Here is a 25,800-nt window from a genome sequence, read left to right as displayed (position 1 = left end):
GGCTCGCTCCTACAGTTGACCAAGTTGTCCGTCCGGACACGGTCTAATGTAGGAGTGAGCCTGCTCGCGATGGCAATCGCCAAAGCACCGCAAAACGACCTGATGCCACGCCGGAATAAACCCAATCCCCGTTAAATCCCCCACTCACTGGAGCCGGGCGGGCATGCCCTGTTACCATTCGCCCCTTGTCTGATCTTCGCTTTCCATTCTTTGTTGAGACTTTCCATGACCACCGTCCGCACGCGCATCGCGCCATCGCCTACCGGGGACCCCCACGTAGGTACCGCTTACATCGCATTGTTCAACTACTGCTTTGCCAAGCAGCACGGCGGTGAGTTCATTCTGCGCATCGAAGACACCGATCAATTGCGTTCCACCCGCGAGTCCGAACAGCAGATTTTCGACGCCTTGCGCTGGTTGGGCATCGACTGGAGCGAAGGCCCGGACGTCGGCGGCCCGCACGGTCCGTACCGGCAGAGCGAGCGCGGCGAGATCTATCAGAAGTACTGCCAGCAACTGGTCGAAATGGGCCACGCCTTCCCGTGCTTCTGCACCGCCGAAGAGCTGGACCAGATGCGCGCCGAGCAAATGGCCCGTGGCGAAACCCCGCGTTACGACGGCCGTGCGCTGTTGCTGTCGGCGGAAGAAGTGGCCCGTCGTCTGGCCGCTGGCGAACCGCACGTGATCCGCATGAAAGTGCCGAGCGAAGGCGTTTGCGTGGTCCCGGACATGTTGCGTGGCGACGTCGAGATCCCGTGGGATCGCATGGACATGCAAGTGTTGATGAAGACCGACGGCCTGCCGACGTACTTCCTCGCCAACGTCGTCGATGACCATTTGATGGGCATCACCCACGTTTTGCGCGGCGAAGAATGGCTGCCATCTGCGCCAAAACTGATCCTGCTTTACGAATATTTTGGCTGGGAACAACCAGAGCTGTGCTACATGCCGCTGCTGCGTAACCCGGACAAGAGCAAGCTGTCGAAGCGCAAAAACCCGACCTCGGTGACGTTCTACGAGCGCATGGGTTTCATGCCCGAAGCGATGCTCAACTACCTGGGCCGCATGGGTTGGTCGATGCCGGACGAGCGCGAGAAGTTCTCGCTGCAGGAAATGGTCGATAACTTCGACCTGAAGCGTGTTTCCCTCGGCGGGCCGATTTTCGACGTCGAGAAGCTGTCGTGGCTCAATGGCCAATGGCTGCGCGATCTGCCGGTCGAAGAGTTCGCTTCGCGCCTGCAGACCTGGGCGCTGAACCCTGACTACATGATGAAAATCGCGCCACACGTGCAGGGCCGGGTTGAGACGTTCAGCCAGGTTGCGCCGCTGGCCGGGTTCTTCTTCGCAGGCGGGGTCAACCCGGAGGCGAAGCTGTTTGAATCGAAGAAGCTCTCGGGTGATCAGGTTCGGCAGTTGATGCAATTGATCCTGTGGAAACTCGAAAGCCTGCGTCAGTGGGAAAAGGACAGCATCACCGCGACCATTCAAGCGGTAGTCGAATCCCTCGAGTTGAAATTGCGTGACGCGATGCCGCTGATGTTTGCCGCGATTACCGGGCAGGCGAGTTCGGTGTCGGTGCTTGATGCGATGGAAATCCTCGGCCCGGACCTGACGCGTTTCCGTCTGCGCCAAGCCATCGACCTGCTCGGTGGCGTGTCGAAGAAAGAAAACAAGGAATGGGAAAAACTGCTGGCCAATATCGCCTGACCCCGACCGTCCTCCTGTAGCAGCTGCCGAAGGCTGCGTTGGGCTGCGCAGCAGCCCTGTAAGGTCGCCACGCGTTCGCCTGAAAGGGCGAGGGCGAGCGCTTCGCACTCGAACGCAGCCTGCGGCAGCTGCTACAGGGATGGGACGGACCTCGGATTTACGGGGTTTGGCGGTAAGTGATTGTTATGTCGGCAAAAAACTTTGAAATATTTTAAAAATAAGTTTGACAGCCTTTCGATGCGCCATTAAGATTCGCCCCGTCCTCAGCGATGAGGGGCTATAGCTCAGCTGGGAGAGCGCCTGCATGGCATGCAGGAGGTCAACGGTTCGATCCCGTTTAGCTCCACCAATTTACATCTTCAAGGTCTGGCCACACCGGCCTTGAAGCGATCAACACTCAGCGTTGATCAGTTGTATAGAAGGGTTTGCGTCCCCTTCGTCTAGTGGCCTAGGACACCGCCCTTTCACGGCGGTAACAGGGGTTCGAGTCCCCTAGGGGACGCCAGTTTTACGGTAGCAATGTTTTACAGAAGCAGTGTCGCAAGATGCTGCTCCGCCGCCAGGCGATAAATCGGGGCTATAGCTCAGCTGGGAGAGCGCCTGCATGGCATGCAGGAGGTCAACGGTTCGATCCCGTTTAGCTCCACCAATTTTACATTTCAAGGTCTGGCCACACCGGCCTTGAATCGATCAGCTCTCAGCGCTGGTCAGTGTATAGAAGGGTTTGTGTCCCCTTCGTCTAGTGGCCTAGGACACCGCCCTTTCACGGCGGTAACAGGGGTTCGAGTCCCCTAGGGGACGCCACGATTACCCGCTCTGCGGGATTTTATAAGGGTCATTCAATTATTGAATGGCCCTTTTGTTTGTCTGGCGTTTGGCCAATTCCTCTCTTTCTTCAAAACTGTTCTTCAGACCAGCGGTCACAGCCATGACTTGCGCAAATTTATTATGTGAATAATATTCTAGTCGTAATATTCGGAGGCAACGATGAACGATAAAAAAGCTCAAACCCGCGAACGCATCCTCAAGGCTGCCAGTGCTGCGCTGATCCAGCGTGGCCCGGCTGAACCGAGCGTGGGCGAAGTGATGGGCGCGGCCGGCCTGACGGTTGGCGGATTCTACGCACACTTCGAAAGCAAGGACGCGATGATGCTCGAAGCGTTCAAGCAACTGCTCGGCCATCGCCGTGGCTTGATTGCCGACATGGACGCCGAATTGACTGGCGAAGAACGTCGCGCGCTGGTGGCTGCGTTTTATCTGTCGCGCAAACACCGTGACTCATCTGATTCAGCCTGCCCGATCCCGGCTTCGGTCGGTGAGTTGGGGCGTCTGCCCGATGAATTCCGGGTTGCGTTGAATGAGCACGTGGAGCTGATGGTCGCGCAGTTGGCGGCCAGCCCCGAAGACACCGATAAAGCCCTGGCCGACATGGCGTTGATGATCGGTGGTCTGGCCCTGGCGCGCGCGCTGGGCCCTGGCGAGTTGTCCGATCGAATGCTGCGCGCCGCCAAGTCGGCGGTCCTGTGAATTGAGCGTTATTAACTGAGTGTTATGTCCTGAAGGCAGCGGCCCGAGGAGTGAAGCGATGAGCACGTTGAAGTGGGTTCGTGGCGTTAATGGCACCTTGGGCTGGTTCGCGCCGAAACTGGTCGCGAGCAAAATGCGTCTGGCCTTCATGACGCCGCGCGAGTTTGCCCCGCGTGACTGGGAATTGCCGCTGCTGGCGAAATCCGAGCGAATTACCTTGCGCTTCGGCCTCTCGGCGTTGCGCTGGGGCCAAGGCCCGACGGTGCTGTTGATGCACGGTTGGGAAGGTCGGCCAACGCAATTCGCCAGCCTGATCACCGCGCTGGTGGAGGCCGGTTATACCGTGGTGGCGCTGGATGGCCCGGCCCACGGTCGTTCGCCGGGCCGTGAAGCCAACGTGGTGTTGTTCGCCCGTGCCATGCTCGAAGCCGCCGCTGAGCTGCCGCCACTGCAAGCGGTGATCGGCCATTCCATGGGCGGCGCCAGTGCGATGCTCGCGGTGCAACTGGGTTTGCGCACCGAGACCTTGGTATCGATTGCCGCGCCGGCGCGGATTCTTGGGGTGCTGCGAGGGTTCGCGCGCATGGTCAAGTTGCCGCCCAAAGCGCGCTCGGCGTTCATCCGCCAGGTCGAGCAAGACGTTGGCATGCGCGCCGCGACCCTCGATGTTGCGCACTATCAGCTCGATATGCCCGGTTTGATCGTGCATGCCGAGGACGACAAATTTGTCTCGGTCAAAGAGTCGCAGATCATTCACGAAGCCTGGTTCGACAGCCGTTTGCTGCGGCTGGAGGAGGGCGGCCATCAGCGCGTGCTCGCCGACCCTCGGGTGATTGATGGGGTGTTATCACTGCTGTCCGGTCGCAGCCTGCAAGCGCGGCAATCGGCCTGAGCATCCGTTACACTGCCCCGGTCGAATTTATCTGACCGGGAGTGGGGCATGGGCTGGGATCGGGCAACGCCATTTATCATTGATCTGGAAGTCGGCGCCGAGGACATCGATGGCCTCGGCCACGCCAATAACGCGGTGTACGTGACTTGGCTGGAACGCTGCGCCTGGCGCCACTCGCAACGCCTCGGTCTGGATCTGGTGGAATATCGGCGGCTGGATCGGGCGATGGCCGTGGTGCGTCACGAGATCGATTACCTCGCCGCCGCCTATGAAGGCGAGGCGCTGCAATTGGCGACATGGATCGTCGATTGGGACCAGCGCCTGAAAATGACCCGCCACTTCCAGCTCAAACGCCCCAGCGACAACACCACGCTGCTACGCGCGCAAACCACGTTTGTGTGCATCGAGTTGTCGACCGGCAAGCCTAAGCGCATGCCGGCTGAATTCATTGAAGGTTATGGCCAGGCGTTGCCAATCTCTGTTTAGGTATCTGCGCGGGCCTCTTCGCGGGCAAGCCTCGCTCCTACATATGTGTCGTGCGCCTAATGTGCATACGCCGCAAAACCTGTAGGAGCGAGGCTTGCCCGCGAAGGCGTCAGCACAATCGCCGCCGCCCCGTCTGAGGAAATACCTTCTGCGCGCCGAAACCTATAAACTGCCGCACGTTTTTCGTTGAGTGTGTTTTCCATGCAAATTGCTTTGGCGCCCATGGAGGGGTTGGTCGACAACATCCTGCGGGACGTGCTGACCCGTGTCGGCGGTATCGATTGGTGCGTGACCGAATTCATTCGGATCAACGATCAACTGCTCACGCCTGCCTATTACCACAAGTTCGGTCCGGAACTGTTGAACGGCGCGCGCACTGCGTCCGGCGTGCCGTTGCGCGTGCAATTGCTCGGCTCCGACCCGGTGTGCCTGGCGGAAAACGCCGCGCTCGCTTGTGAACTCGGCTCCGAAGTCATCGACCTCAACTTCGGCTGCCCGGCCAAAACCGTCAACAAGTCCCGTGGCGGCGCGGTCCTGCTTAAAGAACCCGAATTGCTCAACGAAATCGTCGAAACCGTGCGCCGCGCGGTGCCTGCGCACATTCCGGTTACAGCGAAAATGCGCCTCGGCTTCGACAGCCCGGACGGCGCGCTGGTCTGCGCCACGGCGTTGGCCGAGGGCGGCGCGGCGCACATCGTGGTGCATGCGCGGACCAAAACCGACGGCTACAAACCGCCGGCGCATTGGGAATGGATTCCGCGCGTGCAAGAAGTGGTCAAAGTCCCGGTGTTCGCCAATGGCGACATCTGGAGCGTCGAAGACTGGCGCCGTTGCCGCGAAATCAGCGGCGTCGAAGACATCATGCTCGGGCGCGGCCTCGTGTCCCGCCCGGACCTGGCGAGGCAGATCGCTGCCGCACGCGCTGGCGAAGAAGTCGTCGAAATGACCTGGGCCGAGCTGCTGCCGCTGCTCCAAGACTTCTGGCTGCAAGCCAAGGCACAAATGACCCCGCGCCAATCGCCGGGTCGCTTGAAGCAATGGCTGGCGATGCTCACGCGCAATTATCCGGAGGCGGTCGAGCTGTTTACCGTCCTGCGCCGCGAGACCGAACTCGACCATGTCTCGCGTTTACTGGGTCTGAAGGTCGCCGAAGCGGCCTGAAAAAAATCTGCAGATAATCTCTTGAAATGCAATCAGCGGTCCCTATCTAAGGGTTACGCGATGCCGAATTCGGGTCGCGGAGACAAAAAAACTTGCTGATTGTTTTCAGGAGATTTGAACCATGAGTACTGCATTTTCCCTCGCACCATTGTTCCGTTCCTCGGTTGGCTTCGACCGTTTTAATGACCTGTTCGAAACCGCCCTGCGCAACGAGCCTGGCAGCAGCTACCCACCGTACAACGTCGAAAAGCACGGTGATGACCAATACCGCATCGTCGTTGCGGCCGCTGGTTTCCAGGAAGAAGACCTGGACCTGCAAGTCGAGAAAGGTGTGCTGACCATCAGTGGTGGCAAACGCGACGCCAATGACAGCGTGACGTACCTGCACCAGGGCATCGCCCAGCGGGCATTCAAATTGTCGTTCCGGTTGGCCGATCACATCGAGATCAAAGCCGCCGACCTCAGCAACGGTCTGCTGAGCATTGACCTACTGCGCATTGTTCCGGAAGAGGCGAAAGCCAAACGCATCCCGATCAACGGGACGCAAAAGCCAGCGTTGCAGCACTGATTCATTCGAAGACACACATTCGTCTGAACAGGCTATAACCCGCTGAATGAAGGCCCCGACCTGTCGGGGCCTTTTTGTATCCGGGCGAAAAAACGGCCTCGCAGGCTTTGCCGCCTGGTGACGGTTTCTCTACAATCCGCGACAGTTTTGCCGACTCCCATCCTGCCTGGTCGGCCCGGAGCTTTTTTTCATGGAAGAGATACAACAGCGTTGGCTGTGCGGTCTTTCTGCGCCAATGGTGGCCCTCAATCCTCGTGCCGAATACGACGAGCCCGCTTTCTATTCCAATCCGGAATTTATCGACCTGCAATGCAGCTGGGGCATCAATGACCGGTCGCAGTTGTTGGGCATGCTCGAAAGAATGACCGATAACGGTCACGCCACCCACCTCAAACAGGCGTATCACTCATGGCAACGCTGTTTGCCCGGTGAGTGGCAGTTGTTGCTCGAGACCCTGGAACCCCGTGAGCGCATCTTGCACGAGTTTGCCAGCCGTACCTTCGAGGGCTGCGGTTCGGGCGGTATCCTGGCGTGGGATCTGGGGCGCATGGGGTTTCTGTTGCGGTGTGGCGTGCGCAACGAGTGGATAGATCTTCGCGAAAGTCTCTGGCTGCATTGGCGCCTGGCCGTCAGGGCGCAATATCACTACGACGACTGGTTTTCCTATTTCAACGGATTTCTCACCGGCCGCGCATTCTGGGGCTGCCAGAACAGCAGCGACGAAACGCTTGCTTACGAACTGGACCGACAAGGGGAGTGTTCGAGCAGTCTGCGCATCGCTCGCGGGCTGAGCCGTAACCTACCGACTTTCCTGGCCGGCTTGCCTTGGCACCTTAAGCTTGATCCGCCGCAACGCCCGGCATCCTTAGGGGAGTTCGACTGGTCATGAGTTGCTGGATACGTCTGGGCATAGAGCCCACCACAGACCAGGCACTGATTCGGGATGCCTACCGCGCGCGCCTGCCGCAGCATCATCCGGAAAGTGATCCCGAAGGCTTCCAGGCACTGCGTGAAGCCTATGAAAGCGCCAACCGTTTCGCCCGGCAGGAAGAGGACGAAGTCGACGAAGAGGATGCAGGCGTCCCGGAGATGCCGCAGACCCTGGTGGATTTCTACGCGCTGCTCGAAGACCCGGCGCGGCGTTTCAATCCGCAGGCCTGGCAAGTCTTTGTCAAAGCGCTGGACCAATTACCGCTGGACGCCCTCGATGACCTCAGTTGGGGGCTGTTCCACCCATTGGCCAACGCTGGTCCATTGTCGTACCGCTGCGCGAATCTGCTGGCGCAACGGCTGGCCTGGGAACAGCAGTTGCTGGACCTGGAGTTCGACCAGGCGAAAGAAGTCGAAGCGTTCCTGCAACGCATCAAGGGGCCCGACCCGTTCGACACCACGCTGATGGGCGATTGGCCCGGGCCTGCGCAGATGGAAACCCTCTGGTATGCCCGCAGCCTCGACTACATCTTCCAACATCGTCCTCTGCATGAGTTCGAAGACTTCGCCAGCCACCACACCTGTTTGCCGCTGCCGGCGGACGACGCATTTATCCAGCGTCTGCTGGTGCAGTTCACTCAGGCGGGTATGGGTGGCCCGGGGTTGCGGCAAGTGTGTGTCGAACAACAGGCGCAAGCCCCCGACGATGTCGACTGGCTGTATTTGCTGGCGTGCCAAAACAGCTTGCTGGGCCTGGAGGATCAGGCGTTGCCTTGCTGGATCCGGCTGTGGCAGGAGCATCACCATCCGAAGGCCGAAGGCCGTTTACTGGAGCTGTGCGCCAAGCGTCAGCCGGACTTCTTGGCGCTGCTGATCCAGGCATTTGACCATCAGGAGAATTTCCGCGATTGGTCCGCCGACCTCGCCGATGTCAGCCAAACCTTTGGCAGCCCTGCACAACGTCCCGAGACGCTGGTGCGCTGGCTTGGGGTCGGGCAACTCAACCTGCAAGGCTTGGCGGCTGCGTTTGTCGATTGGCGGATGACCGGGGATGAGCTGCCGCTGCTGGCCTTGCTGCTTGGGCAATCTGCGGATTGCCGTTTGCAGCAGCTGTACCGGCATGCCTGGGCCTTGCACCGTGGCGATGTCGGATTGCTGCAACACATACTTGACGAACCGCAGCCGGTCGATGCCCTTGAAGGCATGGTGCTGAGCGGGTTCAAGTATCAGGCTGCGCAGCAACTCCGCTGGCTGCATCAGGCGCCGATCCCCTTGGCGCTGAAGGCTTTCCTCAGCAGTCGTTCGGTGCAGCCGCAACTGGCCGAGGAGCTGAGAAAGGCCGAACCACACACCATTTGCCGTCTCTGGTTGCGCAGGCTGCGGCCTTACGATCAGGCCGCGCTGGTGCGGATCGATCAGGCGTTTGACCTGCAAGACGCGCAAGCGGACGTGGACTTGCGCGGTCTGAGCCTGTTGGTCCAGTTGGAACAGCGCGGTGTGCTGTTGCCAGCCATGGACCAAGGCGCGACGCCGTGGCAATGGCACGCTCAAACGATGTTCCTGCTGGCATTGCTCGATCAGCCGGAACGTTGGCTATCGTTGATCGATTCGCCCTGCCTGGATCAGCTGGAGGTCAACCCGGCTCATCCGCTGAGTCGGCTTCAACCCTTGCTCCAGCGTTTGCAGCGCGAGCAAGGGAGTTGCGCCGGTTTACTGGGCTGGTTGCAAGCCAGCGATCCGGTGCATGGCTTGCTCGTGCAAAAGCTGTTCAATGTGCAACAGGCCCTCGACAGCGCGACGCTGCCGGGCAACGCGCAACTCTATACCTGCATTGAAAGCGATCCTGACGCCTGCGGCGAAGATGTATTGGGGCTGATGCTGCTTTGGGGTGTGCTGTATCACGATCCGACCCTGAATGCCGAACAGCACCGCGCGCTGTTGCAATCCATCGCCGCCGTCAGTTGCGAAGATGACTGGTTTGAAGGGTTTCGCAATGGCTTGATCAAAGGCGATCCGGTGTGGCCGCCCGAGAAAGTGTTGAAGGATTTCGGTGTCGAGAAACTGGTGGTCTATTCACTCCTCGATACGCTGAAAAGCCTGGTCCGTCATGGCGCGGCCGGGGTGCCGCGGAACAAGGCGCTGAGCATCTTGCAGTACGGCAAAGATAACCCCGAGAACAGCGTGGGCCTGCGTCTGGCGCTAACGGCGCTGTTGTCGTGGAACGAACGCCTGCTGCTGGCCAACGGCGACAAACGTCCCGTGCCGGCCATGGCGTTCTGGCGCTTGGGTTCCCGACTTGGGCGCAAGGCGTTTATCGGGCAAGTGCTGGGGTGTGTGCTACTCACCCCGTATCTGGCGTTGATGAGCGGCACTGCGCTCTCGGGCATTGGCGTGCTGTTGCTGGGCGCCTTGTTGTTGCTCGGCGCGATTCTGCGTCGACTGCATGACATGGGCCGCGGGATTCCCACGTTGCTGATTTTTGGCTGCCTGTCGCTGGTGCTGCCGTTCATGCCTTTGCTGTTGTTTGGCTTTCCCGGCGACAAACTGCCCAACCGTTACGGCGTGCCGCCGGACAGCGGCGGTGAAGACACCTTGTCCGGCGGTTTGCAAACGGCCTTGCGGCGGCTTAACGGCTAGAGGCGCAGTTCATCCAGGGCTTTATTGAGCTGTGACCGATGGCTGGCAATCTCCACCGATTGCTGGCCACCGAGCACGGCGGTAAAGGTATCCAGCCAATCGGCAATCTGCTCGCGCTCATCACCCAGGCTTTGTGTCCAGGCCCGTTCCAGGCGCGCCAGCAAGGTGCGATTGGGCAGGGTGTCGCGGGGGTGAATCTTCAGGGCGCTGAGCCGTTCATGGCTGTTTTGCCGCGATTGCGGGTCGAGCCCGGTGGGGCTGCGATCGATGCTGTGGCTGTGGCGTTCGCCGCTGGCCAGCAGGGTGACGTCGACTTCGAGCAAACCGTTGATGTCGTAGCTGAAGCGCACATCCAGCGCCTGGGTCTGCTCGCTAGGTGTCAGCGCGACGTCGAAGGCATCAATGTAAATGTTGTCGCGCACCCATGGCCGCTCGCCCTGATAAACCTCAATGCGGATCAACGTTTGCTGGGGATGACTGGTGAAAAAGCGCTTCACCCTGGACGTCGGGATCACCGTATTGCGCTCGATGATCGGTGCGAAAGCGCCGCTGACGTCTTCACCGCGATTGGTCGAGATGCCCAGGGTGTAGGGGCAGACGTCGGTCAGGATCAGTTCTTCGATGGCGCTGTCCCGGGCCTTGCAGGCCGCTTGGGTGGCGGCGCCCAGCGCGACAATCGTGTCCGGATCGAGATGGCGATAGGGCAGGCGCCCGAACAGCGTCGCGACCATTTGCTGCACGGCTGGCATTCGCGTGGCGCCGCCGACCATCACCAGGCTGTCGAGGTCCCGTGGCTTGAGTCGCGCATCGCGCAGGGCTTGCTCGATGGGGGCGCGCAACCGCCCAAGCAACGGTTCCCAGATTTTCAACGCCCCGGCTTCATCCAGCGACCATTCACGCAACGCGCCGGCCCCGTTCCAGCTCAGGTGCTGGGTACCTTCGTTGAGTTTGCATTTGAGTTGTTCCAGGGCATCGCCGAGGCTGGCCAAACCCTGGCCGTCGATCATCTGCGAAGTGAGTTGCCAGTCTTTCAGGCAGGCTTGCAGCAGCGCGGCGGTGAAGTCTTCGCCACCGAGGAAGTTGTCGCCGGTGGAGGCATGCACTTCGATCAGCGGCAGGGCGTATTCCAGCACCGTGACGTCAAACGTGCCGCCGCCCAGGTCGAAAATCAGCGTGCGCTCGAACTTCTGCTCATGCAGCCCGTACGCCATGGCGGCGGCTGTCGGTTCGTTGATCAGCCGCGACACGCTCAGGCCAGCCAGCTCGGCGGCAAACAGTGTGCGTTTGCGTTGTTCGTCACTGAAATAGGCCGGAACCGAAATCACCGCCTCGTGCACCGGGTGGCCGAGAAAGGCTTCGGCGTCCTGTTTGAGCGAACCGATCACCAGCGCCGAAAGTTCTTCCGGGCTGAACTGGCGTCCACCCAGTTCAAATTGCTTGTCGCTGCCCATAAAGCGTTTGAATGCCGCCACCGTGCGTTGCGGGTGAGTGGTCAAGCGCGCGCGGGCGGCCTTGCCCACCAGAATGCTGTCGTCTTCATCGAGGCTGACCACGGACGGCGTGAGGACATCGCCGAGGGCGTTGGGAATCAACTGTGCCTGACCGTCCTGCCAGACGGCGATCAGGCTATTGGTGGTCCCGAGGTCGATACCCAGCAAGGCCGGGCGGGGGAGGGTTGCATCCTGCATGGTTGATCTCTTTGAGGCGGCGCAAAAAAAGCGACCCTACAGGCTGAGAGAAAAACTGGCAATTACCGTAAACCTGTAGCAGCTGCCGAGCCCCAGCGAGGCTGCGTTCGGCGGCGAAGCCGTCGTAAACCCAGCGCACGCGGTTTGCCTGATCCACCGCGTCGTCTGATTTCACGACGACTTCGTCGCCGAACGCAGCCTCGCTAGGGCTCGACAGCTGCTACGGAGGGGGCGGTGATTTATTTGAGCAATGTCTGGAAGTCCTCCAACGGCAACGGCCGGCTGTGCAAATAGCCCTGATAAAAATGGCAGCCAAGGCCCTGCAAAAACTCCAATTGCTCCGGCGTCTCAACCCCTTCAGCAATCACTTTCAGCGCCAGGCTGCGCGCCATGGCGACGATGGCGCGGATGATTTCGGCGTCGTTGGGGTCGGTGGTGGCGTCGCGGATGAATGACTGGTCGATTTTCAGCGTGTCCACCGGCAGGCGCTTGAGGTAGGTCAGCGAGGAATAACCGGTGCCGAAATCGTCCATCGCGAAACTGACGCCGAGTTTTTTCAGTCGACGCATTTTGCCGATGGTGTCTTCGAGGTTCTGGATAACGATGCCTTCGGTGATTTCAAGTTTCAGCAGCGAACAAGGCAATCCGTGGTGGCTGAGGCTGCGTTCGATGCGTTCGACGAAGTCGTTCTGGCGGAACTGCCGTGGGCTGATGTTGACGCAGAGGCTGAACATCAGCGGGTCGATCAAGCCCTTGGCGATCAGCTGTTTGAAGGCATCGCAGGCTTCATCGAGGATCCACGTGCCAACCTCCAGAATCAGCCCGCTGTCCTCCAGCACCTTGATGAACTCGGTCGGCGATTGCGCACCGAGCTCCGGGTGGTGCCAGCGCACCAAGGCTTCGGCGCCAACAATGCTGTTGTTGCGGGCATCGATTTGCGGCTGGTAATGCACGCTGAACTCATTGCGCGAGAGCGCCAGACGCAAGTCGGTTTCCATGCGCAAGCGCTCGCTGGCGGCCTTCTGCATGGTGTTGTGATACATCTGCGTGGTGTTGCGCCCGGAATCCTTGGCCCGATAAAGGGCAATGTCGGCGCGCTTGAGCAGGTCGGTCGGGGTCGAGCCGTGATCAGGAATCAACGCGATACCGATGCTCGGCGTGACTTGCAGGCGCTGGCCGTCGAGAAACATCGGTTCCGAAAGCAATTCGCGCAAGGTGTCGGCCAATTCCCGCACCTGTTCGCTGACCTCGCCGCGCGAACCTTCCAGGCCACTGAGCAGCACCACGAACTCGTCGCCACCGAGCCGCGCCACGGTGTCTTCCATGCGCACGCTGGCTTCGAGCCGCGCGGTAATGATCTTCAGCACCGTGTCGCCGACCGGGTGGCCGAGTGAGTCATTGATGTGCTTGAAGTGGTCGAGGTCGAGAAACATCAGGGCGCCGCGCAAGTTGTGGCGCTTGAGCAGGGCGATCTGCTGGCTCAGGCGATCCATCAGCAGCGCGCGGTTCGGCAGGTTGGTCAGCGGGTCGTGGTAGGCCAGATGCCGAATCTGCGCCTCGGCGTTTTTCAACAGGCTGACATCGCGCGCGGTCAGCAGCAGGCAGGCGGTTTCGTTAAGGGTGATTGGCTCGACCGAGACCTCGACGGTGAGCAAATCCCCGCGTTTGTTGCGCCCGAGCATTTCCTGGTGATGCACGCGGCCCTTGATCTGCAGTTCGGCGAGCAGTGCCGAGCGCTGTTTCTCTTCGGCCCAGATGCCCACCTGATACACGGTTTTGCCAACCACCTCGTCGGCGCGGAAACCGGTCAGGCGACAGAAACCATCATTGACCTCCAGATAACGCCCGGTATCGCGTTCGGTGATGGTGATGGCGTCGGGACTTGAGTGAAACGCCTTGGCGAATTTCTCCTCGCTGGCCTTCAGCGCGGCTTCCGAGCGCTGCTGCTGGGTGATGTCGCGCAGGGTGGTGACGATGCACGGCTGGTCGCCGACGCTGATCTGGCGGCTGGAAATCACGCACGTCAGGGATTGGCCGTTCTTGTGCTGGACGATGATCGCGACGTTGCTCAAGCCTTGTTCGCGGATCACCTGTTCAATGCGTTGCAGGCTTTTCGCCGAGGCGTCCCACAAGCCGATCTGGTCGGCGCTGCGGCCAATCACGTCGGCGGCGCTCCAGCCGAAAATCTGGGTGAAACTGGAATTGATCTCGATGAACTGGCCGCTATCCTGGCGAGTGACGCAGATCGGGTCAGGGCTGACCTGAAACAGCGTGGCGAATTTCTCTTCGGAGGCGACCAAACGCTGCTCGCGCTCGACCTGATCGGTGATGTCGAGCAACGTCCCGGCCATGCGCAGCGGCAGGCCGTTGTCGTCGCGGTAGAGGCGGGCGCGGCTCTCGAGGTAACGCGAACTGCCGTCGGGCAATTGCACGCGGTAGGTCAGTTGATAATTGCCCGCCGGGCCTTCGCGCAGGCTGCGGTAGGCGTTGCGCATGCTGTCGCGTTCTTCGCCAGGCACGCCTTCGAAGAACTCGTCGAACGCCTCATGGAATGGTTTGGGTTCCAGGCCATGCAACTGCGCAGCGCGCGCCGAGCCGTAAAGCATGCCGCTGGGAATGTGCCAGTCCCAGGTGCCGAGTTGCGCTGAATCGAGCGCCAGATCCAGCCGTTCCTGACTGTCCTTGAGCGCGTGTTCGGCAGCTTTGCGCTCGGTGGTGTCGAGGAATGTGCTCAATAAATACGGCTGGCCTTCGAGCTCGACCTTCTGCGCGCTGAGAATGCCGTCATGGACCTGGCCGTTGCTCGCACGAAACTGCACCTCCATGCTGATCAATTCGCCCTTGGCTTTGGTTGCCTTGACCAGTACCGCGCGTTGCTCGGGATGAACCCACAGGCCCAGTTCCAGCGTGGTCCGGCCAATCGCGCTTTGCACCGGCCAGCCGAACAGGCTTTCGAAATATTGATTGGCTTCGCTGATCAAGCCGTCTTCCTGGCGGGTCAGCAGCACCATGTTCGGGCACAGGTGAAACAGCGTGGCGAAACGTTTCTCCGAGCTGCTCAGCGCTTGTTCGCGCTGGCGCTGGTGGGTGATTTCGCGGATGACGCCGATCATCCGTGGCCGGCCGTTCTTGTCCGGCAACAGGCTGCCGTTGATTTCCAGCCAATGCAGGCTGCCGTCGGGCCATCGAATGCGGTGATGCATTGCCTGCGCCAGTGGCGCCCCGGCGATCACCTGATGAAACGCGCGAATGGTTTTCGCGCGGTCCTCGGGCGGCAGCAGGTCGAGGTATTCGAGGTCTTTGGGCAGCGGCTGACGCGGATCGAAACCGAACAATGCCTGCGTGCCCCGCGACCAACTGATCTGGCCAAGTTCTATGTCCCAGTACCACGCCCCGAGGCGCGCGCCGTTGAGTGCGGCGAGCAATTGCGGCGCACTTTCCCAGCTCTGCTCTGACCGCTGCGGGTCAATCGCCTGAATACGCGGCATCGGCGGAGTACGGTCAACAGATTTGGGCATTGGCAACAGGCCTTTGGCTGAATGGGGGCGTTAGGCACAGGGGTTTGCAGCTCTATAGATGTAGCACAACTCAGCCGTGGCTCCCTGGCAGATCAATTTGTGCATCCAGCAAGGCCATAAAGGCCCGTGCCGCATTCGATAGCGTCCTTTCCGTGTGCAAGATATAGCCTAGCTGGCGAGTGAGCTGTATGCCCGGCAAAGGTATGCGCGCCACTTGTTCATCGAGCATGGTGCGCGGCAAAACGCTCCAGGCCAGGCCGATCGAGACCATCATCTTGATCGTTTCCAGATAATTCGTGCTCATCGCGATGTTCGGCGTCAGGCCCTGAGCCTCGAACAGGCGCTGCACGATGTGATGGGTAAAGGTGTTGCCGCCGGGGAAGACTGCCGGGTGCAGGGCAATGTCGGCGAGGCTGACCGGGCCGTTGCTGATCAGCGAGTGTTCGGGTGCCACCACGAAATCCAGCGGGTCGTCCCACACTGGCGTGGCTTTGACCAGCGTGTGTGGCTCCGGCGCCAGGGTGATCACCGCCAGTTCGGCGCGGCCATGGAGAATTTCCTCGTAGGCCACTTCCGAATCGAGGAACTGAATATCCAGCGCCACTTGTGGGTAACGGCGGGTGAACTCCCGCAACAGCGGCGGCAAACGGTGCAGGCCGATGTGATGACTGGTGGCCAGCGTCAGACGACCGGTCACTTCGCCGGTCAGGTTGGTCAGCGCGCGGCGGGTGTCGTCCAGCACATTGAGAATCTGATAAGCGCGCGGCAGCAGCGCGCGTCCGGCCTCGGTCAGGCCGACTTCACGGCCCAGGCGGTCAAACAGCCGCACCTTCAATTGCTGCTCCAGCCCGGCGATGCGTTTGCTGATTGCCGGTTGTGTCAGGTGCAAACGTTCGCCGGCGCCGGAGAAACTTCCGGTCTCGGCAATCGCGATAAAAGCGTTGAGGTTGGCCAGGTCCATTGTGGTATTCCAGTTGGTTATCCAAAGCATGAAAAATATGAATTTGAGTTATTTAATGTAACCCCCTAGGATCAGCCTCACAAGCCAAGGGGTTATTGAACCGCTGCACGACCCAAGGCATAGAAAATAGAAACAAGCTGATGAGGACCGTCTGATGGCCGGCAAAACGCTTTACGACAAGCTCTGGGATTCGCATGAAGTGAAACGGCGCGACGATGGCTCGTCGCTGATCTACATCGACCGCCACATCATCCATGAAGTGACTTCGCCCCAAGCTTTCGAAGGCCTGCGTCTGGCCGGGCGCAAGCCTTGGCGCGTCGATTCGATCATCGCCACCCCGGACCACAACGTGCCGACCACCCCGGATCGCAAGGGCGGCATCGAAGCGATCACTGATCAGGTCTCGCGTTTGCAGGTGCAAACCCTTGATGACTATTGCGACGAATACGGCATCACCGAATTCAAGATGAACGACGTGCGTCAGGGCATCGTTCACGTGATCGGCCCGGAGCAGGGCGCAACGTTGCCGGGCATGACCGTGGTTTGCGGCGACTCGCACACCTCGACCCACGGCGCATTCGGTGCCTTGGCCCACGGCATCGGCACATCCGAGGTCGAGCACGTGTTCGCCACGCAGTGCCTGGTCGCGAAGAAAATGAAAAACATGCTGGTCTCGGTCGAAGGCACCTTGCCGTTCGGCGTCACCGCCAAGGACATCGTCCTCGCGGTGATCGGCAAGATCGGCACCGCCGGCGGTAACGGCCACGCCATCGAGTTCGCCGGCAGCGCGATTCGCGACTTGTCGATCGAAGGCCGCATGACCATTTGCAACATGTCGATCGAGGCGGGTGCCCGTGTTGGTCTGGTCGCCGCCGACGAAAAAACCGTCGAGTACGTCAAGGGTCGTCCATTCGCCCCGAAAGGCGCGGAATGGGACATGGCGGTCGAAGCCTGGAAAGATCTGGTGTCCGACGCGGACGCGGTGTTCGACACTGTGGTCAAGCTCGACGCGGCGCAGATCAAGCCGCAAGTCAGCTGGGGCACCTCGCCCGAGATGGTCTTGGCGGTGGATCAGAACGTGCCGGACCCGGCGAAGGAAATGGACCTGGTCAAACGCGGTTCCATCGAACGCGCTTTGAAATACATGGGTTTGAGCGCCAATCAGGCGATCACCGACATTCAGCTCGACCGCGTATTCATCGGCTCCTGCACCAACTCGCGGATCGAAGATTTGCGCGCTGCGGCGGTGATCGCCAAGGGCCGCAAAGTCGCTTCGACGATCAAGCAAGCTATCGTGGTTCCGGGCTCGGGCCTGGTGAAGGCGCAAGCCGAGGCGGAAGGCCTGGACAAGATTTTCCTCGAAGCCGGTTTCGAGTGGCGTGAACCGGGTTGCTCGATGTGCCTGGCGATGAACCCGGACCGTTTGGAGTCGGGCGAGCACTGCGCTTCGACCTCCAACCGTAACTTCGAAGGGCGTCAGGGCGCCGGTGGCCGTACCCACCTGGTCAGCCCGGCGATGGCCGCTGCGGCTGCCGTCAACGGTCGTTTCATCGACGTTCGCGAACTGATCTGAGGAACCGCACATGAGAGCTTTTACCCAACACACCGGTTTGGTCGCGCCATTGGATCGAGCCAACGTCGACACTGACCAGATCATTCCGAAGCAGTTTCTGAAGTCGATCAAACGCACCGGTTTCGGCCCGAACCTGTTCGACGAGTGGCGTTATCTGGACGTCGGGTATGCCTATCAGGACAACTCCAAGCGTCCGTTGAACAAGGATTTCGTGCTCAACGCCGAGCGTTACCAAGGCGCCAGCGTGTTGCTGGCCCGCGAGAACTTCGGTTGCGGCTCCAGCCGTGAGCACGCGCCGTGGGCGCTGGAAGAATACGGTTTCCGCAGCATCATCGCGCCGAGCTACGCCGACATCTTCTACAACAACAGCTTCAAGAACGGCTTGCTGCCGATCATCCTCACCGACGCTGAAGTGGATGAGTTGTTTCAGCAGGTTGAAGCGAATCCGGGTTACCAGTTGACCGTCGATCTGGAGGCACAAACCGTGACCCGTCCGGATGGCAAAACTTACAGCTTTGAACTGGACGAGTTTCGCAAGCATTGCCTGGTGAATGGTCTGGACGATATTGGCCTGACCTTGATGGACCATGAAGCGATTGCGACGTTTGAAAGCAAGCACCGGGCGAGCCAGCCGTGGTTGTTCCGCGATTGATTTTCGGTAGTTTTCGGTAGGCAGTGCCGGCCCCATCGCGAGCAAGCTCGGCTCCCACATTGGATTTGCGTCGCTCACAAAACCCTGTAGGAGCGAGGCTTGCCCGCGAAGAGGCCCGCCAACACACCACAAGGCTAAACCCCAAAAAGGATGTCCCATGACCAGCACCGCCCAGCACTCCCAAGTCGTGCAAAAGCAATTCGGTGAGCAGGCCTCGGCCTACTTGAGCAGCGCGGTCCACGCGCAAGGCACCGAATTTGCCCTGCTACAGGCCGAACTGGCCGGGCGCGGCGATGCGCGGGTGCTGGACCTGGGTTGCGGCGCCGGTCACGTGAGTTTTCACGTGGCGTCGCTGGTCAAGGAAGTGGTCGCCTACGACCTGTCCCAGCCAATGCTCGACGTGGTTGCTGCAGCGGCGAGCGAGCGCGGTTTCGGCAACGTCACCACGGTCAACGGCGCCGCCGAGCGCCTGCCGTTTGCCGATGGCGAGTTCGACTTCGTGTTCAGCCGTTATTCGGCGCACCATTGGAGCGACCTCGGCCTGGCCCTGCGCGAAGTGCGCCGGGTGCTGAAGCCGGGCGGCGTGGCGGCGTTTGTCGATGTGTTGTCGCCGGGCAGCCCGTTGTTCGACACCTACCTGCAAAGCGTCGAAGTGCTGCGCGACACCAGTCACGTGCGCGATTACGATGCCGGTGAGTGGATGCGCCAGGTCAGCGAGGCGGGGTTGCATGTACGCAACTCCAGCCGCCAGCGCCTGCGCCTGGAATACCGCAGTTGGGTCGAGCGCATGCGCACCCCCGAAGTAATGCGCGCCGCGATCCTCGAATTGCAGAAATCGATGGGCAACGAAGTGCGCGAATATTTTGAAATTGAGGCCGATGGTTCGTTCAGTACAGATGTGCTGGTGCTGTTTGCAGAACGCTAAGCGTTGAACGATATCAGCCGCACGATATCAGCCGCACGATAGCGGCCGAACAATAGAATTTTTCCGGGCGTGCCCACGGGCGCGCCGACTGATGACATGAGGAAAGCATGAGCAAGCAGATTCTGATTCTCCCAGGTGACGGTATTGGCCCGGAAATCATGGCCGAAGCGGTCAAGGTGTTGGAGCTGGCCAACGACAAGTACGCGTTGGGCTTTGAACTGAGCCACGACGTCATCGGCGGCGCCGCCATCGACAAACACGGCGTGCCACTGGCCGACGAAACCCTCGATCGCGCCCGCGCTGCCGATGCAGTGTTGCTCGGCGCCGTCGGCGGCCCGAAATGGGACACCATCGAGCGTGACATCCGCCCTGAGCGCGGTCTGCTGAAGATTCGTGCGCAACTGGGCCTGTTCGGCAACCTGCGCCCGGCGATCCTTTATCCGCAACTCGCCGAAGCTTCGAGCCTGAAACCGGAAATCGTCGCCGGCCTCGACATCCTGATCGTCCGTGAGCTGACCGGTGGCATCTACTTCGGCGCGCCGCGCGGCACCCGAACCCTGGAAAACGGCGAGCGTCAGGCGTACGACACGCTGCCGTACAGCGAAAGCGAAATCCGCCGCATCGCTCGTGTCGGTTTCGACATGGCCATGGTTCGCGGCAAAAAGCTCTGCTCGGTGGACAAGGCCAACGTGCTGGCGTCCAGCCAACTGTGGCGTGAAATCGTCGAGCAAGTGGCCAAGGATTACCCGCAAGTCGAACTGAGCCACATGTACGTCGACAACGCCGCCATGCAACTGGTGCGCGCACCGAAGCAATTCGACGTGATCGTCACCGACAACCTGTTCGGCGACATTCTGTCGGACCAGGCGTCGATGCTCACCGGTTCGATCGGCATGCTGCCGTCGGCCTCGCTCGACACCAATAACAAGGGCATGTACGAGCCGTGCCACGGTTCGGCGCCGGACATCGCCGGCAAGGGCATTGCCAACCCGTTGGCGACTATCCTGTCGGTGTCGATGATGCTGCGTTACAGCTTCAACCAGCAGGCTGCGGCCGATGCCATCGAACAAGCCGTCAGTCTGGTCCTCGATCAGGGCCTGCGCACCGGCGACATCTGGTCGAACGGTTGCACCAAAGTCGGTACGCAGGAAATGGGCGACGCAGTAGTCGCCGCGCTGCGGAATCTGTAATCTCTCCGGCCCGCTGCCACTTTCACCCATGAAAGCAGCGGCCCACTTTTTCAAGAAGGTGTAGTTGCGATGAAACGTGTAGGTCTGATCGGTTGGCGCGGTATGGTCGGTTCCGTGCTCATGCAGCGGATGCTGGAAGAGCAGGATTTCGATCTTATCGAACCGGTGTTTTTCACCACTTCCAATGTCGGTGGCCAAGGCCCTTCCGTGGGCAAGGACATTGCTCCGCTCAAGGACGCTTACAGCATTGAAGAGCTGAAAACCCTCGACGTGATTCTGACTTGCCAGGGCGGCGACTACACCAGCGAAGTGTTCCCCAAACTGCGTGAAGCCGGCTGGCAGGGTTACTGGATCGACGCCGCTTCCAGCCTGCGCATGCAGGATGACGCGGTGATTGTGCTGGACCCGGTGAACCGCAAGGTCATCGACCAGCAGCTCGACGCGGGCACCAAGAACTACATCGGCGGCAACTGCACCGTCAGCTTGATGCTGATGGGTCTGGGCGGCCTGTTCGAGGCCGGTCTGGTCGAGTGGATGAGCGCCATGACGTATCAGGCGGCCTCCGGTGCCGGCGCGCAGAACATGCGTGAACTGATCAAGCAAATGGGCGCGACCCATGCCGCGGTCGCCGATCAACTGGCAGACCCGGCCAGCGCGATCCTCGACATCGACCGCCGTGTCGCCGAGGCCATGCGCAGCGACGCGTACCCGACTGAAAACTTCGGCGTACCGTTGGCCGGCAGCCTGATCCCGTGGATCGACAAGGAACTGCCGAACGGCCAGAGCCGCGAAGAGTGGAAGGCCCAGGCCGAGACCAACAAGATCCTCGGTCGCTTCAAGAGCCCGATCCCGGTCGACGGCATCTGCGTGCGCATCGGCGCCATGCGTTGCCACAGCCAGGCGCTGACCATCAAGCTGAACAAAGACGTGCCGATCGCCGACATCGAAGGGCTGATCAGCCAGCACAACCCTTGGGTCAAACTGGTGCCAAACCACCGTGACGCGAGCATTCAGGAACTGAGCCCGACGAAAGTCACCGGCACTCTGAACGTACCGGTTGGGCGCCTGCGCAAGCTGAACATGGGCACGCAGTACGTCGGCGCGTTCACCGTTGGTGACCAGTTGTTGTGGGGCGCGGCCGAACCGCTGCGCCGTATGCTGCGGATCCTGCTTGAGCGTTGATCGACTGAAGTAATGAAAAACCCGCGCCTTGAAAGAGGTGCGGGTTTTTTTATGGGTGATGTGTCGCTGGGGAAGGCCTCTTCGCGGGCAAGCCTCGCTCCTACGGTTGGTATTCATATCCCGCGTGCGACAAAAAAACTGTAGGAGCGAGGCTTGCCCGCGAAGAGGTCGGCACGGGCGCCACAAATCCCCAGTCGAATTGCCTGCACGCCAACCACCCGGTAAAGTGCCGCTCCCCCCGTTTCGCCTGAGGTAGAACCATGAGCCAGTCCTTTGATATTGCCGTGATCGGCGCCACCGGAACTGTCGGCGAAACGCTCGTGCAGATTCTCGAAGAACGCGATTTCCCGGTCGGCAACCTGCACTTGCTGGCCAGCAGCGAATCGGCCGGGCATTCGGTGCCATTTCGCGGCAAAAACGTGCGCGTGCGTGAAGTCGACGAGTTCGATTTCAGCAAGGTGCAACTGGTGTTCTTCGCCGCCGGTCCTGCCGTCACCCTGAGTTTCGCCTCGCGCGCCACGGCAGCCGGCTGCTCGGTGATCGACCTGTCCGGCGCCTTGTCCGCCGAACAAGCGCCGCAAGTGGTGCCCGAAGCCAATGCCCACGTGCTCGCCGGTCTGAAAAAACCATTCATGGTCAGCAGCCCGAGCCCATCGGCAACCACCTTGGCCGTGGTACTCGCGCCGTTGCTGGCAGTGATCGACTTGCAGCGCGTCAACGTCACCGCCAGCCTCGCCGTGTCCGCCCAGGGCCGCGAAGCCGTGACCGAGCTTGCCCGGCAGACCGCCGAACTGCTCAACGTGCGCCCGCTGGAGCCGACTTTTTTCGATCGGCAAATGGCTTTCAACCTGCTCGCCCAAGTCGGTAAACCTGACGAACAGGGCCATACGCTGCTGGAAAAACGCCTGGTGCGCGAGCTGCGTCAGGTCATTGAGCTACCTTTATTAAAGATTTCCGCCACTTGCATTCAAGCCCCGGTGTTTTTCGGCGATAGCTTTAGCGTGACCCTGCAGTCATCCAGCGCCGTCGATCTGGCAAAAGTGAATGCCGCGCTCGAAGACGCGCCGGGCATCGAACTGGTGGAAGCGGGTGATTATCCGACGCCGGTAGGTGACGCGGTGGGGCAGGATGTGGTCTACGTGGGGCGCGTGCGCTGCGGAGTCGACGACCTGTCGGAACTTAATGTCTGGCTGACGTCAGATAACGTACGCAAAGGCGCGGCCCTCAATGCTGTGCAGGTGGCCGAATTGTTGATAAAAGACCTGCTGTAAAAGATACTTGGCAACAATTTGTCGAATGATTCTAGCCGAGCGCTATGCTTGGCGCAGCAGCACCGAAACGATCGCGCGCGACGACCCTTCGCCGCCGCGCGCAATGCCTTACGGCAGCGACTATCAATACCTTCTCGCTGGCCGAGGAATGTTCAAACAAAGGATGAGGCTATGGTTCAAGTTCGCAAACTGGTGTTAGCAATAGCGGCCGCCTCGGCGCTGTCCTCCGGTATGGCGCATGCCCTCGGGCTCGGGGAGCTGACCCTGAAGTCGCAGCTGAACCAGCCGCTGGTAGCCGAAATCGAGCTGCTCGACGTCAAGGACCTCACCGCTGCCGAAGTGGTGCCGAGCCTGGCCTCGCCGGAAGATTTCGCCAAGGCCGGGGTTGATCGCCAGGCCTTCCTCAACGACCTGACCTTCACCCCGGTGCTCAACGCCAGCGGCAAAAGCATCCTGCGCGTGACGTCGAGTCAGCCGCTCTCTGAACCGATGGTGAAATTCCTGGTTCAGGTGATGTGGCCGAACGGTCGCCTGTTGCGCGATTACAGCGTGCTGCTTGATCCTTCGAAATTCTCCCCACAAACCGCCGAAGCGGCTGCGCAACCTGCGCCGGCTCAAACTGTGATCGCGCCATCCACCGGCGCCACGCAATCGCAGACCTACACCACGACGCCGCGCGACACCCTTTGGGAAATCGCCGCGAAGGCGCGCAACGGCGGTTCGGTTCAGCAAACCATGCTGGCCATTCAGGCGCTGAACCCGCAGGCGTTTATCAACGGCAACATCAACTTGCTGAAAACCGGCCAGGTCCTGCGCATGCCGGATCAGGTGCAGAGCACCAGCCTGCCGCAGCCTAAAGCCATCGCCGAAGTCGCCGCGCAAAACGCCGCGTGGCGCGAAGGTCGCCGCTACGTGGCCAAGCCTGGCACTGGCCAGCAGCAACTTGATGCGACCAATCGTGGTCGCGGCGATGCACCTTCGACTCAGGAAGCAAAAGACAACCTGAGCCTGGTCTCGGCCGATGCCGCGAAGAAGGGCGCCAAGGGCGCTGCTGGCGACGCGAAGAATCTCAGCAATAAACTTGCGGTCACTCAGGAAAGCCTCGACACGACCCGTCGTGACAACGCCGAACTGAAAAGCCGCATGACCGATCTGCAAAGTCAGCTGGACAAGCTGCAACGCCTGATCGAGCTGAAAAACAACCAACTGGCCAAGCTGCAGGCTGATGGCGCGGCGGGTGGAGTAGGTGCGGCAGGTGCCGCTGGTGCGGCAGGTGCGCCGGTTGATCCGGCGATCCCGGTCACGCCGGAAGTGGCGACTGCTCCGGCGATTTCCGCTGAGCTGACGCCAGCGCCCGGCACTGCACCTGCTGACGCCTCGACGGCTGAAACGCTGCCGACTGAAGCGGCACCGGGAACGCCGGCGCCGGTAGTGACCGCGCCTGAAGCAGCGCCGGAAGCTTCACCGGTGCCGGCCACTGGCGAGACGCCGGTCGTGCCGACCCCTGCGGTGGACGATGAGCGCACATTCAATGACCTGCTGACCAACCCGATTCTGCTGGGGCTGCTCGGCGGCGGCGCGATTGTGCTGCTGTTGTTGCTATTGCTCCTGGCCCGTCGCCGCAAAGCCCAGCAAGAAGCTGAAAAGCATGTGCGCATGGCCCGCGCGCTGGCGGAAGAGCAGGAGTTTTCCCCTGAGCAAGACCTGCCGGAAAGCAGCTTTGAAGGTCTGGAAGTTCCGCCGCCAGCGGTGAAACTGGCCAAGGCGCCATCACCGATTCCAGCGCCGATTACCCAACCTGTGCCGGCCCCGGCGCCTGTTATTGCACCGGTCATCGTTACGCCACCGATCGCTGCGCCGCTGGTCGCGCCTGCCGGTGAACGCAATGACGACGTGCTGGCCCACGCGCAATCGCACATCAACGCCGGTCGCTTTAATCAGGCCGCCGCGTTGCTCGAAGACGGCATCAAGCAAGAGCCGCAACGCAGCGACCTGCGCCTGAAACTGATGGAAGTGTATGGTCAGCAGGGCGATCGCGATGCGTTCGTCGCTCAGGAGCGTCAACTGGTGGCCACGGGTGATAACTTCGCCCAGGTCGAGCAGTTGAAAAGTCGTTTCCCGGCCATGGCCCTGGCCGCAGCCGGTGGCATCGCAGCCGCCGCCATCGCCGCCGAACTGGACGCGCAGTACGTCAAGGAACTGCTGCTGGATGAGCCAGAAACGCCGGCCCCGGCTGAGGATGATCTGGACAGCGCGTTCGATCTGAGCCTGGATGATCTGGAAAACGCTTCGCCAGCCGTGGTTGCGCCGATCCCGGAACCGACGCCTGCGGCCGAGCTGGACGAATTCCCGCTGGACGACGATTTGAGCTTTGAGTCGGTGCTGCAACAGCAGACTGAAATCAAGGAAAACCTCGACGACCTGTCGGACTTCGATCTGGACCTGGACCTCGGCGCCGAAGCGTCGCCAGCCACTTTGGCCGAAGATGACTTCCTGCTCGACCTCGACGACGGCGTGAAAGACCTGCCCCCCGTCGAAACACCAACGCCGAACGAAGCTGCCCTCGACGATCTGGAATTGCCTGCGGATTTCGACTTGTCGCTGGCCGATGAAATGGACGTCGCTGAACCGAAAGACGCGTTCACCACTGAGCTCGACGACGTCAACGCCGAGCTGGATCGTCTGTCCCAAAGCATCGGCGAACCGAGCTTCACCGAAGCCGACGCCGCGGCATCGATGGATGACGAGCCTGAGTTCGACTTCCTCTCGGGCACCGACGAAGTCGCCACCAAACTCGACCTGGCCCAGGCCTACATCGACATGGGCGACAGCGACGGCGCCCGCGACATCCTCAACGAAGTCGTGACCGAGGGCGACGCCGGGCAAAAGACAGAAGCGCAGGAAATGCTCTCGCGCCTGATCTGATGCAACG

The 25,800-nt window shown here is 60.8% G+C and carries 18 protein-coding genes and 4 tRNA genes; 19 read left to right on the top strand and 3 right to left on the bottom strand.

Annotation, left to right across the window (positions count from 1 at the left end; all coding sequences use genetic code 11):
• The first annotated feature begins 225 nt into the window (after nt 1-225).
• The 12 genes from gltX to BLU01_RS02960 all read left to right on the top strand — a co-directional run bounded on the left by gltX (nt 226) and on the right by BLU01_RS02960 (nt 9,908).
• Nucleotides 226-1,707 carry a glutamate--tRNA ligase gene (gene gltX / locus BLU01_RS03015; protein WP_092270618.1) on the top strand — a complete coding sequence of 494 codons (1,482 nt, stop codon included), beginning with the start codon at nt 226-228 and terminating at the stop codon, nt 1,705-1,707.
• 273 nt (nt 1,708-1,980) lie between these two features.
• Nucleotides 1,981-2,056, top strand: a tRNA-Ala gene (locus BLU01_RS03010).
• Nucleotides 2,057-2,136: 80 nt separating this feature from the next.
• A tRNA-Glu gene (locus BLU01_RS03005) sits at nt 2,137-2,212 on the top strand.
• Nucleotides 2,213-2,280: 68 nt separating this feature from the next.
• Nucleotides 2,281-2,356, top strand: a tRNA-Ala gene (locus tag BLU01_RS03000).
• 79 nt (nt 2,357-2,435) lie between these two features.
• A tRNA-Glu gene (locus BLU01_RS02995) sits at nt 2,436-2,511 on the top strand.
• 183 nt (nt 2,512-2,694) lie between these two features.
• Nucleotides 2,695-3,234 (top strand): TetR/AcrR family transcriptional regulator, encoded by a 540-nt coding sequence (locus BLU01_RS02990; RefSeq protein WP_092270615.1) that lies wholly within the window; start codon nt 2,695-2,697, stop codon nt 3,232-3,234.
• 58 nt (nt 3,235-3,292) lie between these two features.
• Complete coding sequence (locus tag BLU01_RS02985) at nt 3,293-4,126, top strand: alpha/beta fold hydrolase (protein WP_092270612.1); 834 nt, start codon at nt 3,293-3,295, stop codon at nt 4,124-4,126.
• A gap of 48 nt (nt 4,127-4,174) precedes the next feature.
• The gene (locus BLU01_RS02980) at nt 4,175-4,612 is read left to right on the top strand and encodes an acyl-CoA thioesterase (RefSeq protein WP_092270609.1); all 438 of its coding nucleotides are present in this window, start codon (nt 4,175-4,177) and stop codon (nt 4,610-4,612) included.
• Between the two features lie 201 nt (nt 4,613-4,813).
• Complete coding sequence (locus tag BLU01_RS02975) at nt 4,814-5,773, top strand: tRNA dihydrouridine synthase (RefSeq protein WP_092270606.1); 960 nt, start codon at nt 4,814-4,816, stop codon at nt 5,771-5,773.
• Between the two features lie 121 nt (nt 5,774-5,894).
• Nucleotides 5,895-6,341, top strand: coding sequence for an Hsp20 family protein (locus tag BLU01_RS02970; RefSeq protein WP_092270603.1), 447 nt, complete (start codon nt 5,895-5,897; stop codon nt 6,339-6,341).
• 190 nt (nt 6,342-6,531) lie between these two features.
• Nucleotides 6,532-7,230 (top strand): DUF1266 domain-containing protein, encoded by a 699-nt coding sequence (locus tag BLU01_RS02965; RefSeq protein ID WP_092270600.1) that lies wholly within the window; start codon nt 6,532-6,534, stop codon nt 7,228-7,230.
• A complete protein-coding gene (locus BLU01_RS02960; RefSeq protein WP_092270596.1) occupies nt 7,227-9,908 on the top strand; it encodes a J domain-containing protein in 2,682 nt (893 codons plus the stop codon). Before BLU01_RS02965 ends, BLU01_RS02960 begins: the two co-directional genes overlap by 4 nt.
• Here BLU01_RS02960 and BLU01_RS02955 read toward each other — a convergent pair.
• The 3 genes from BLU01_RS02955 to BLU01_RS02945 form a co-directional block, all read right to left on the bottom strand.
• Nucleotides 9,905-11,596: a molecular chaperone HscC gene (locus BLU01_RS02955; RefSeq protein WP_092270593.1), complete on the bottom strand. Its 1,692-nt coding sequence runs from the start codon at nt 11,594-11,596 to the stop codon at nt 9,905-9,907. The two genes, BLU01_RS02960 and BLU01_RS02955, sit on opposite strands and share 4 nt — an antisense overlap.
• Before the next feature lie 239 nt (nt 11,597-11,835).
• On the bottom strand, nt 11,836-15,114 hold the full coding sequence (locus tag BLU01_RS02950; RefSeq protein WP_092270590.1) for a sensor domain-containing protein: 3,279 nt from the start codon (nt 15,112-15,114) through the stop codon (nt 11,836-11,838).
• 70 nt (nt 15,115-15,184) lie between these two features.
• Nucleotides 15,185-16,075, bottom strand: coding sequence for a LysR family transcriptional regulator (locus BLU01_RS02945; RefSeq protein ID WP_092270587.1), 891 nt, complete (start codon nt 16,073-16,075; stop codon nt 15,185-15,187).
• 154 nt (nt 16,076-16,229) lie between these two features.
• Here BLU01_RS02945 and leuC point away from each other — a divergent pair, with 154 nt between their 5' ends.
• The 7 genes from leuC (at nt 16,230) to BLU01_RS02910 (ending at nt 25,793) form a co-directional block, all read left to right on the top strand.
• Nucleotides 16,230-17,648 (top strand): 3-isopropylmalate dehydratase large subunit, encoded by a 1,419-nt coding sequence (gene leuC, locus BLU01_RS02940; RefSeq protein ID WP_092270585.1) that lies wholly within the window; start codon nt 16,230-16,232, stop codon nt 17,646-17,648.
• Nucleotides 17,649-17,658: 10 nt separating this feature from the next.
• Nucleotides 17,659-18,300 (top strand): 3-isopropylmalate dehydratase small subunit, encoded by a 642-nt coding sequence (gene leuD / locus BLU01_RS02935; RefSeq protein ID WP_092270582.1) that lies wholly within the window; start codon nt 17,659-17,661, stop codon nt 18,298-18,300.
• 157 nt (nt 18,301-18,457) lie between these two features.
• On the top strand, nt 18,458-19,225 hold the full coding sequence (locus tag BLU01_RS02930) for a class I SAM-dependent methyltransferase (protein WP_092270579.1): 768 nt from the start codon (nt 18,458-18,460) through the stop codon (nt 19,223-19,225).
• 107 nt (nt 19,226-19,332) lie between these two features.
• Nucleotides 19,333-20,415, top strand: coding sequence for a 3-isopropylmalate dehydrogenase (gene leuB / locus BLU01_RS02925; protein WP_092270576.1), 1,083 nt, complete (start codon nt 19,333-19,335; stop codon nt 20,413-20,415).
• Nucleotides 20,416-20,484: 69 nt separating this feature from the next.
• On the top strand, nt 20,485-21,597 hold the full coding sequence (gene asd / locus BLU01_RS02920) for an aspartate-semialdehyde dehydrogenase (protein WP_092270573.1): 1,113 nt from the start codon (nt 20,485-20,487) through the stop codon (nt 21,595-21,597).
• A 260-nt stretch (nt 21,598-21,857) separates the two neighbouring features.
• Entirely contained in the window at nt 21,858-22,868 is a 1,011-nt protein-coding gene (locus BLU01_RS02915; protein WP_092270570.1) for an aspartate-semialdehyde dehydrogenase, read from the top strand.
• A 171-nt stretch (nt 22,869-23,039) separates the two neighbouring features.
• Nucleotides 23,040-25,793: a FimV/HubP family polar landmark protein gene (locus tag BLU01_RS02910; protein ID WP_092270567.1), complete on the top strand. Its 2,754-nt coding sequence runs from the start codon at nt 23,040-23,042 to the stop codon at nt 25,791-25,793.
• Nucleotides 25,794-25,800 lie beyond the last annotated feature (7 nt).

The sequence above is a fragment of the Pseudomonas prosekii genome, from assembly GCF_900105155.1.
Lineage (GTDB): Bacteria > Pseudomonadota > Gammaproteobacteria > Pseudomonadales > Pseudomonadaceae > Aquipseudomonas > Aquipseudomonas prosekii.
This window is presented reverse-complemented; position numbering and strand designations above follow the sequence as displayed.